This window comes from Flavobacterium sp. (genome assembly GCF_035760125.1).
Taxonomy (GTDB): Bacteria; Bacteroidota; Bacteroidia; order Flavobacteriales; family Flavobacteriaceae; genus Flavobacterium.
The window spans coordinates 1-8,419 of the sequence record NZ_DASTTN010000453.1 but is presented as its reverse complement, the minus strand read 5'-3'; the positions used below and the strand labels follow the sequence as shown (position 1 = coordinate 8,419).

The following is an 8,419-nucleotide window of genomic DNA, read 5'->3' as shown; positions in this document are numbered from 1 at the left end:
AACAATTTCTAGTGAATATGACAGTTCAGCATGCATCGAGTCAGCAATTGTTGTTTCCTATTAACTTGTTTTATTCAGCGACAGAAATGGAACTTATTGCCGAGTTGCAGCAATCATTAGTCAATACGGGATTTGTTTTTGAGGAGTCTAATCCCGATCATATCGTAATTTCGGGTATTCCTGTGAATATAACCGAGAGTGAAGTGGCAGCAGTTTTAGATCAGTTATTGAGTGATTTGCATAATGGAATTCCAGAGAATAGTTTTAGTCAGAATGATACTATTGCCAAATCAATGGCCAAAAGTTTGGCTGTAAAAACAGGTGCCTATTTAACCGAAAAAGAGCAAGAGAATTTAGTAAATGGACTTTTCGCTTGCAAGGACCCGAATGTTTCCCCATTTCAGAAACCCACTTTCATAACTATGCGTGTGGAAGACTTAGATAAAAAATTTGCATTATGATGAATATTACACCTACAGTAAAACAGTTATTAATTATAAATGTGCTGTTTTATATTGGCTCGATGATTGTTGGGGAGCCTGCCTATAAATTACTTTCGATGTATTTTTTCGAGAGTCCCGATTTTCATTTTTGGCAAATTTTCACACACATGTTCATGCATGCGCCATTGCCTAATATCATGCATATTGCTTTCAATATGTTTGCTTTATATTCTTTTGGTTCGGCGTTGGAACATTTTTGGGGAGGTAGAAAGTTTGTATTCTTTTATATTTCCTGTGGTTTAGGAGCTGCTTTATTGCACACTGGTGTGAACTATTATTTTTTTGAAAATGGAATCAATATCTTAGTGGAGAATGGTTACCAAAAAGTTGAAATATTAAAAATCTTAAGTGAAGGGAAATTTGATACCAAGTGGCAGGAATTATTAACTCCATCCGATTTTCAGGCATTTATGGGTGCATATTTAGGAAATGTTGTAGGAGCGTCAGGGGCTATTTATGGCTTATTGGTGGCTTTTGCTTTTATGTTTCCTAATGCTGAATTGGCTTTGATGTTTATTCCAATTCCAATTAAAGCAAAGTATTTTGTTCCAGGATTATTGTTAATTGATTTATATTTGGGTGTTTCTGGAGGATCTTTATTTGGAGGGTCGAGTGGAATTGCTCATTTTGCACACCTTGGAGGCGCATTGGTTGGTTATTTGATGATGTGGTATTGGAAGAAAAACCAATTCAATAACCATCGTTGGAATTAATGCTCTTAAGGAATAAAAAGATAAATTAAAACACAAATGATAACCCATAACTGATTATATCAAATATGAACATCTTAGACGATTTGAAAATGCAATATAAATTAGGTGGGATCGCCTTAAAATTGATCTATTGGAATATAGGTTGCTTTTTGGTTTCCCTAGTGTTTTTCTATCAATTTAAGCTTGGGGCTTTTAATTTTCCCAATTGGATTGCTTTGTCATCAGAGCCAGCCGTTTTTGTATTAAGACCTTGGACTTTTCTGTCTTATGCTTTTTTCCATGATGGGTTTTTCCATTTGCTTTTTAATATGATGGTGCTGAACTTTTCGAGTTACTTGTTTTTGACTTTTTTCTCTTCCAAACAGTATTTGGGACTGTATATTTTAAGCGCCATTTTTTCGGGACTGATTTTTGCTTTGGGCTTTAATTTGATGCATTACAGTGGAGCGATAATTGGGGCATCGGCGGCAATAATGGCTATTTTGGTTGCGGTAACAACTTATAGTCCTTTGATGAATGTACGATTGTTACTCGTTGGGAATGTGAAATTATGGCATATTACGGCGGTAATTATTATTTTGGATCTAATGCAATTCCGATTAGAAAATTCTGGCGGGCATATTTCTCATTTGGCTGGTGCTTTTTTTGGGTTTGTATATATTAAATTGCTTCAAAACGGAACTGATTTGAGTAAGATAGTGAGTGTCGTTTTGGATTTCTTTACCAATTTGTTTAAAAAGCCTTCGACCCCTTTTAAAAAAGTGCATAAAAATTATAGAAAACCAGTCGAAAAACCGATTTCAAGAATAGTTGTAAAAGATAAAAAGCAACAGCAAATAGATGAGATTTTGGACAAAATCAGTCAGTCAGGTTATGAAAGTTTGAGCCAAGAAGAAAAAGAATTCTTGTTTCAAGCCGGAAAATAACCTATTTTTATCTAATTATTGAAGTGTAAAACGTTAACTTTTAGATTGCAAAGTTTAAAATACATTAAATATGAAGAACCTTTCATGGTTTAATAAAGGAATGTTTTTTTTGAATTTAGTACTGATTGTGCTAACATTCATCGCCTATTTACTCCCTTTTTTGGCACCAAAAATCTTTCCGCTTTTATCGGTTTTTACTTTATTCATGCCTTTGTTTTTTTTGGCGAATGGATTATTCTTTTTGTATTGGGCGATTCAGTTTAAAAAACGCATGATTTTATCAGGCTTAGTTCTTCTAGTTGGAATTACTTTTTTTAATAAGTTTTATAAATTCTCTGCTAAAGAATTCGAGCAAAGCGATAAAGATTTTACGATTATGAGTTATAACGTAAGATTGTTTAATGTTTTTAAATGGTTGGATCGTGACGATATTCCAGATGTAATTTTAGAATTTATCAATACTGAAAACCCAGATATATTATGCATCCAGGAGTTTTCTAATTCTGCTAATATTGATCTAAAAGTGTATCCCTATAAATTTGTTTTGATGGAGGGTAAGCAAATTAAAACGGGCCAAGCAATATTTTCTAAATTCCCTATTATTGAACACGGGAATATTGTTTTTCCGAATTCCAATAATAATGTTGTTTTTGCTGATATTAAAAAGGGAAAAGATATAATACGAGTTTATAATATGCATTTGCAGTCCATAAAAATTTCCCCGGATGTTAATGAAATTTCAGAAAATATCGATGTAATCGACCAACAAAAATCCAAATTCCTTTTTATTCGTATCAGTAAAGCTTTTAAGCAACAACAGGAACAAGCCGCCATTTTTAAAGAGCATGAAAAGAATTGCAAATACCCAATTATTGTCTGTGGTGATATGAATAACAGTGCTTTTTCCTATGTGTATAGAAATATAAAAGGGAAACTAAAAGACAGTTTTGAAGAAGCTGGAGTTGGTTTTGGTGCTACATATAAGTTTAAGTATTACCCGGCCCGAATAGATTATATTTTTGCCGACGAAACTATGGAAGTAAAACAATTTGAGAGCTTCCCTGAATTTCAAAACTCAGATCACTATCCCATTATGGCAAAGTTATCTATGAAATAATTTTAATTTTCTTTTAGAAAAACTATAAACCCTTCCTAAATATATTTTAATTTAGAAAGGGTTTAAAATTTTAAACTAGTTTTATTGAGTATTGAATTTTATTTGATTAGTACTTGATTCTTTAAATAATCCATTGCAAATTTTCCCTCATTAAATAATAAATCCAGAACGCTAAGATTGTTTAAAAAACCAAATTTGTCATCAAAAACTTGGGTATAGTTCTCAAAAACTGAATGGTCTTTTTTTCCGTTTACTAAATGTCTAAAATCAGTTATTTTGGAATTGTCTATTTCATGAAAATATTCAATTGTGGTATCAAATTCTAATTTCATTCGCAAACACTTGGATGTTATTTCTAATGCTTCAAAATTGAGGTCCATCAAAAAAGTATGTTTCTTTTGAAAAATAGGAAGTAAATCATCTTCAAAATACTCAAAGAAAGGAGAGCTTCTGTAGGCGGCCTCCAGCGATTTGAAATGCTGTTTTTGCCAATCAAACTCCGATTCTATTTTAATGTCTTTTGTCTTTTGATGTGCTAAATTGGAATGCTTTATTGGGATATTCAACAACTGAATTCCGTTTGGACTATAAATGTAAGTTCTGTTGCGATTGGTCTGCTTTTGAAAATTATCCTCTATTTCAAACGTAATACTATCCGATTGAGCCATGGCAACAAAATGGCTTATGGATGGAAAATAGGAGGGATGTATTAGGATGTTCATTGTTTTAACGGTTTTGAAGTTTAGAAAGGTTAGTCGCAAATTCTTAATTTTCTAAACAATATATACTTTTAAACTTTTTTTTCTTTTCTTTTTTTCCAAAAATACTCACCAACAAAAAATGCTGCAACAGCGATTAAGAAATGAATTAAATAAGATTTAGGTTCCCCATCATTTACGAAAGAGAAAACTCGATTCCATCTTATTTTGTGAATTCCTTTGCCATCTTTGTCCCAACTAAACCAAATGAATACAGGTTTACCAACGACATGATCAAAAGGAACATAGCCCCAAAATCTTGCGTCTAAAGAGTTTTGACGATTATCTCCCATCATCCAAAAATAATCTTGTTTAAAAGTGTAGCTGTTAGCTGGCTTTCCGTTTATTATAATTTCATTACCGTTAATGAGTAATGTGTTTTTTTCGTATTCCTGTATAATGCGTTTGTAAAATGGAAGTGTTTTTTTGTCTAATTTAATTGTCTCTCCTTTTTTAGGAATATAAATAGGTCCAAAATTGTCAATGTTCCATCCTAAAGAATGAATGTGAGGAAATACGTCCCCATCTTCCCCCTTTGGAAGTAAATATTTTTTAACACCTTTAACTACTGGATTAGCAGCTATTCTGCTTGCTTCCTTGTCGGTTAAAGTTAATACATATTCTCCATTATTGGTCAATGGAAAATCTCCATTCACATCCTTCAAACCATCTCTAGCGCCATACATGTTTACTAGGGAGCTCTGGTCCATATGTGTACCTTGAGTATTTACAAAAAAGTTATATTGGAGTTTTGCACTTTCGGGTAATTTGCTTGGTTTTCCATTGATGTAAATGTCTCCTTCACGAATCTCCAAAGAATCTCCGGGTATAGCAACACAGCGTTTTACTAAATTTGTTTTTTTGTCAATTGGTTTGTAATAATTTCTTGTTGGTTTAAAATTATCCATGTCCAATAAAGTATCCGCAGGCTGATTAAACACTACTATGTCATTGCGTTTAATCGTTTCAAATGAAGGAAATCTAAAATAGGGTAATTGAAACTTGTTCAAAATCGAAGTTTCCTTTTTTGTAATATCATCATTGAATAGGTATGATTTAACGCCTAAAAACGGGATTGAATCATGTACCATAGGCATTGCTACGGTGGTCATAGGAGCTCTTGCTCCAAAATTTAATTTACTTACAAATAAAAAATCACCAATGTATAATGTTTTTTCTAATGATGAAGATGGAATCGTAAATGGTTGTATAAAATAGGTGTGAACCAATGTAGCGACAATAATAGCGAAAAGTAAAGAGCTAATTGTATCGGCAGTTTTATTCTCCGGGTTTAAGTTTCTCTCTGCTTTATAATTTAATTTTTTTGAATAACTGATGTAGTAAATGTAAAATCCTAGAGTAACAATTACTAAAAAGGTATCTAATTTTGAATTTTTTCCAAAACTTCGTAATGTTTCCACCCATATAACTGGAAACATGATAAGGTTAATGATTGGTATAAATAGGAGGATAGTCCACCAAGTAGGTCTACCAATGATTTTCATTAAAATGATTGCATTATAAACTGGGATTAAAGCTTCCCAGCGTTTTCTTCCTGCAATTTCATATAGTTTCCATGTTCCTAAAAAATGTACTACCTGTATGAACAGAAAAAAAAGAAACCATTGGTATATTGACATATTGGTCTTGTTTTATAATTCTTTTTTCACTTTTCTTTTTTTCCAGAAATATTCACCAACAAAAAAGGCAGCGAGAGCGATTAGGAAGTATTTAAAGTAAGATTGTGGTTGTCCTTCGCCGCTAACGGTTGTGAATACTCTGTCCCAACGAACTTTCCAATTGCTCTTAGGACCATTAATTCCATCGATACTCATCCAAATAAAAATTGGTTTCCCTACGATATGATTTTCAGGAACGTAACCCCAGTAACGACTGTCTTCAGAGTTATGACGATTGTCTCCCATCATCCAGTAATAGTTTTGGTCAAAAGTATAGGTTGTAGCCACTTTGCCATCAATTCTGATCTCATTACCATTCACTTTCAAATCCTTTTTCTCATAATCGGTGATGATGGTTTTGTAGAAAGGCAAACTTTCTAGGTTTAAGGCAACGGTTTTGCCTTTTTGTGGGATGTAGATTGGACCAAAATTATCTCGGTTCCATTTGTTGATGTGTGGAAAAATACCATCTTCAACATTTTTTGAAATAATTCTGTCTACAGCTTTTATTCCAGGAACATGCTGCAATCTCTCAGCTCCGGCAGCAGTTAAGGCGCTGATAAACAAAGTGTCTCTTGTTTGTTGGTTTAAGAAACCAGCACCATCAGTGATGTCCATATCTTTGAAAAGATATTCAAAGTCAATAGGTGTTTTGCCATCCAAAACTACGTTGTATGAGAACTGTGGTTTTGCACGTTCCGGTAAAATCAATTCTTTTCCGTTGATGTAAACTAATCCGTCTTTTATTGATAAGCTATCGCCAGGAACACCAACACAACGTTTTACATAATTTGATTTTTTGTCAATTGGTTTGTCAACCCTTAGTCCAGATCGATCCCTGAATTTATATACTGTATCTGCAGGCCAGTTGAAAACAACAATATCGGTACGGTTGATGGTTTGAAAGCCTGGAAGTCTAAAATAAGGCAATTGTGGCCAAGTCAAATATGATTTTCGTTTGGTCAATGGAATAGTATCATGCACCATCGGCATGGCTACTGTAGTCATTGGAACTCTCGCTCCATAATTCATTTTACTCACAAACAAAAAGTCGCCAACCAATAAGGATTTCTCTAATGAAGAAGTAGGAATGGTATAAGGTTGGATAAAATAGGTGTGAACAATAGTAGCTACAATTATGGCAAAAAGTAATGAACTAATAGTATCGGCTGCTTTATGGTCTGGACTTAAATTTCTATCTGGTTCGTGTGTTAAAGTCTGTGTGTAATTAAGATAAAAAATGTAAAATCCTAAAGTTCCAATTACAAGTACTGTGTCTAAAAAAGATTTTTTTCCAAAACTACGAATAGTCTCTACCCAAATAACGGGAAACATAATCAGGTTGATGATTGGGATAAAGAGTAAAAGAGTCCACCAAGTAGGTCTACCAATTATTTTCATTAAAACAATTGCATTGTAAACAGGAATTGCTGCCTCCCAACGTTTTCTTCCAGCACTTTCATATATTTTCCAAGTTCCTAAGAAATGAATAACCTGAACGGCCAAAAAGAATACAAACCAGAGATATAGTGTCATAATTTTAGATTTTAAACTTTAGATTTTTAGATCAAATTTCTATTAGAATTTTGGGGTTTTATTGTTAGGGATTTAATCCTTTTTATTTAGAATTTAAATTCAACACATCTTTCATAGTATAAACACCGTGTTTTCCTGCAAGCCATTCGGCAGCGATTACGGCGCCAAGGGCAAAGCCTTCACGGTTGTGTGCTGTGTGTTTTATTTCGATGGAATCTACTTCAGAGTTGTAAGTTACCGTGTGTGTGCCTGGAACTGTTCCTACTCTTACAGCTTCGATATGGATCTCGTGTTCTTTAGGGGAGTCTAATGTCCAATTAGTATAATTGCTATTTTCAATAACACCTTTGGCTAATGAAATAGCGGTTCCGCTTGGTGCATCTAGTTTTTGATCATGATGGATTTCTTCCATATCCACTTTGTAATGATCAAATTGAGACATGATTTTTGCTAAATATTCGTTGAATTCAAAAAATAAATTCACACCAAGACTAAAGTTAGAACTAGAGATAAATCCTCCGTTTTTTTCTTTGCAAAGGGTAATCATTTCATCATAATGTTCCAACCAACCAGTTGTTCCGGAAACTACAGGAACATTGGCATGAAAACAACTGGAAATATTATTTACTGCAGCTGATGGAACACTAAAATCGATGGCAACATCGGCAGAAGAAAGCCCGTCATAGGTGTTAAATTCGTCTTTTCTCAAAACAATTTCATGTCCTCTTTCTAAAGCAATTCTTTCGATTACATGCCCCATTTTTCCGTATCCTAAAAGCGCAATTTTCATTTGTATATTTTTTTGATTTTTAAAAAGAAACGAAGAATATCCGAATCTAAAAACGATAATTAAGTGTTAGTCCTAAATTTGATTTTAATGTTACAGGATCTGGAGTTATTTCTGGTTGAAAAGATAAACTCTGGTTCACATTAAATTGTATTAAGGCAGCGTCAACGTTGGCATCTATAATGTTTAATACATAAAAGCCAATCACAAAAAGTCCTGATAACGAAGCGTTTCTTTGGTAAAACTCTTGAGCTGATATTAACTGTTTGTCAGAGAGATAGTCGTAGTTAGGGTCTGGATTTCCAGCCAAACGACTTTTATAAGCATCTCTATATTCGTGATATTTTTTCTTGTTGTCAACGTATAGGTACAAACTGGTTCCCATAGCTCCGTAAACTAA

The 8,419-nt window shown here is 33.4% G+C and carries 8 protein-coding genes and 1 pseudogene; 4 read left to right on the top strand and 5 right to left on the bottom strand.

What is annotated here, in order from left to right; genetic code table 11:
- The 4 genes and pseudogenes from VFS71_RS16110 to VFS71_RS16095 all read left to right on the top strand — a co-directional run.
- Nucleotides 1-461: pseudogene (locus VFS71_RS16110) on the top strand (DNA mismatch repair protein MutL); the annotation flags it as partial.
- On the top strand, nucleotides 458-1,216 hold the full coding sequence (locus VFS71_RS16105; protein ID WP_326402557.1) for a rhomboid family intramembrane serine protease: 759 nt from the start codon (nucleotides 458-460) through the stop codon (nucleotides 1,214-1,216). The pseudogene VFS71_RS16110 and the gene VFS71_RS16105, both read left to right, overlap by 4 nt.
- Before the next feature lie 65 nt (nucleotides 1,217-1,281).
- Nucleotides 1,282-2,142 carry a rhomboid family intramembrane serine protease gene (locus VFS71_RS16100; RefSeq protein ID WP_326402556.1) on the top strand — a complete coding sequence of 287 codons (861 nt, stop codon included), beginning with the start codon at nucleotides 1,282-1,284 and terminating at the stop codon, nucleotides 2,140-2,142.
- 70 nt (nucleotides 2,143-2,212) lie between these two features.
- Nucleotides 2,213-3,259 (top strand): endonuclease/exonuclease/phosphatase family protein, encoded by a 1,047-nt coding sequence (locus tag VFS71_RS16095; RefSeq protein WP_326402554.1) that lies wholly within the window; start codon nucleotides 2,213-2,215, stop codon nucleotides 3,257-3,259.
- A 98-nt stretch (nucleotides 3,260-3,357) separates the two neighbouring features.
- On the opposite strand, the gene VFS71_RS16090 is transcribed toward VFS71_RS16095, so the two are convergent.
- From VFS71_RS16090 to VFS71_RS16070, 5 genes are all read right to left on the bottom strand, one after another.
- A complete protein-coding gene (locus VFS71_RS16090) occupies nucleotides 3,358-3,981 on the bottom strand; it encodes a WbqC family protein (protein ID WP_326402552.1) in 624 nt (207 codons plus the stop codon).
- A 68-nt stretch (nucleotides 3,982-4,049) separates the two neighbouring features.
- Nucleotides 4,050-5,657, bottom strand: coding sequence for a signal peptidase I (gene lepB, locus VFS71_RS16085; protein WP_326402551.1), 1,608 nt, complete (start codon nucleotides 5,655-5,657; stop codon nucleotides 4,050-4,052).
- 12 nt (nucleotides 5,658-5,669) lie between these two features.
- A complete protein-coding gene (gene lepB / locus VFS71_RS16080; RefSeq protein ID WP_326402549.1) occupies nucleotides 5,670-7,232 on the bottom strand; it encodes a signal peptidase I in 1,563 nt (520 codons plus the stop codon).
- Between the two features lie 82 nt (nucleotides 7,233-7,314).
- Nucleotides 7,315-8,022 (bottom strand): 4-hydroxy-tetrahydrodipicolinate reductase, encoded by a 708-nt coding sequence (dapB, locus tag VFS71_RS16075; protein ID WP_326402548.1) that lies wholly within the window; start codon nucleotides 8,020-8,022, stop codon nucleotides 7,315-7,317.
- Between the two features lie 46 nt (nucleotides 8,023-8,068).
- A partial coding sequence (locus VFS71_RS16070) for a DUF5683 domain-containing protein (protein ID WP_326402546.1) occupies nucleotides 8,069-8,419 on the bottom strand: 351 nt, incomplete at its 5' end.